The following is a 1,184-nucleotide window of genomic DNA, read 5'->3' as shown; positions in this document are numbered from 1 at the left end:
TACCGACTCACACACGTATGTGTGGCCAGGATCTCACCGCCGCATCCGTCCCACCTGATCACCTTCCGCGAAAGCGAATGTGCCGACCATGAGCGCACCCGCCGCCAGATCGCGCGCTGCCACCGCAGGGCCCCGGTGCCCACGAGGATCAGGACCACGATGTTCACCAGGAGCTGGATCAGTGACCCCCAGGCCTCCTGCCAGCTGCTGAAGGCGACGGAGACGGCGATGGCGGCGGCTGCCGGGATGGTGGTGACCGAGATGAACACCCCGAGCAGCGCGCTCGTCCGCGCCTCGGTGAGCGACACGATGCCGACGACGCCCGCCAGCGTCGCGACCGCCACCGAGAAGAAGTTGGGCGTGTTGATCAGGTCGGACACCGGACGCAGCCCCGCCTCGAACGCCTTCGACTGGAACCCGAAGCCCCGGATCATCAGGCTGAAGAGGAAGGTGACCCCCACGGTCAGTGTCAGCCCGGCGCCGAGCGCCTTCAGACCCCTTCGGACCGTGGCGCGGTCGCCCCGGTCGATACCCAGCGCGACGGCGACGATCGCCCCGTACTCCGGGCCGACGACCATGGCCCCCACGATCAGGATCTGCGAGTTGGTGACGATCCCCACCGAGCCGATCAGGCCGGCGACGACCAGGTACAGGTAGAAGCTCGGCGGGTACCGGGCCTCGGCGCGGATACGCGCCTCCACCTGCTCCCAGACCGGGGCCCGGGCCAGCGGGCCCAGCTCGTCGCGCCCGCCCGCTTCCGCCCGTCCGGAGAACGCCATGTCCACCGGCTCGACGACGATGGAGCCGAGCTGGTCCAGACGGATGTCCCGCAGCTCGCGGAGCACCTCGTTGGCGCCCCCGGTCAGTACGTCGCAGGCGATCGCGTCGCCGTCCGGGTTACGGGCCGCCCCCGGCTGCACGATCAGATTGAGGACGCACGGATCGTCGGCCAGCAGCGCGACGACCCGGTCGGTCAGGCCGGGCGGGCTCACCGCGCGGACGTGGATCAGATCCATCGCGTACCTCTCGCTTCCGTGACCCCGCTGGTACCCCGGGCGTGACCTCCGGCGGGCGGGTTCCTCCAGTAAGCCTCGTTCTCCAGCTTGTCGGCCAGCTCCGCGCCACCGGACTCGGCGATGCGGCCGTTGGCGAAGACGTGCACGAAGTCGGGCTTGATGTAGCGG

At 69.9% G+C, this 1,184-nt stretch carries 1 protein-coding gene; it reads right to left on the bottom strand.

Going from position 1 to position 1,184, the window contains the following annotated elements; translation table 11 throughout:
- Nucleotides 1-1,016: DUF389 domain-containing protein (locus tag ACWD3D_RS37305; RefSeq protein WP_451465062.1), on the bottom strand; the 1,016-nt coding region annotated here is incomplete at its 3' end.
- Nucleotides 1,017-1,184 lie beyond the last annotated feature (168 nt).

The sequence above is a fragment of the Streptomyces sp. NPDC002690 genome (assembly GCF_053592415.1).
Note: the sequence above shows the minus strand (reverse complement) of the source record. Positions and strands in the feature narration are given on the sequence as shown.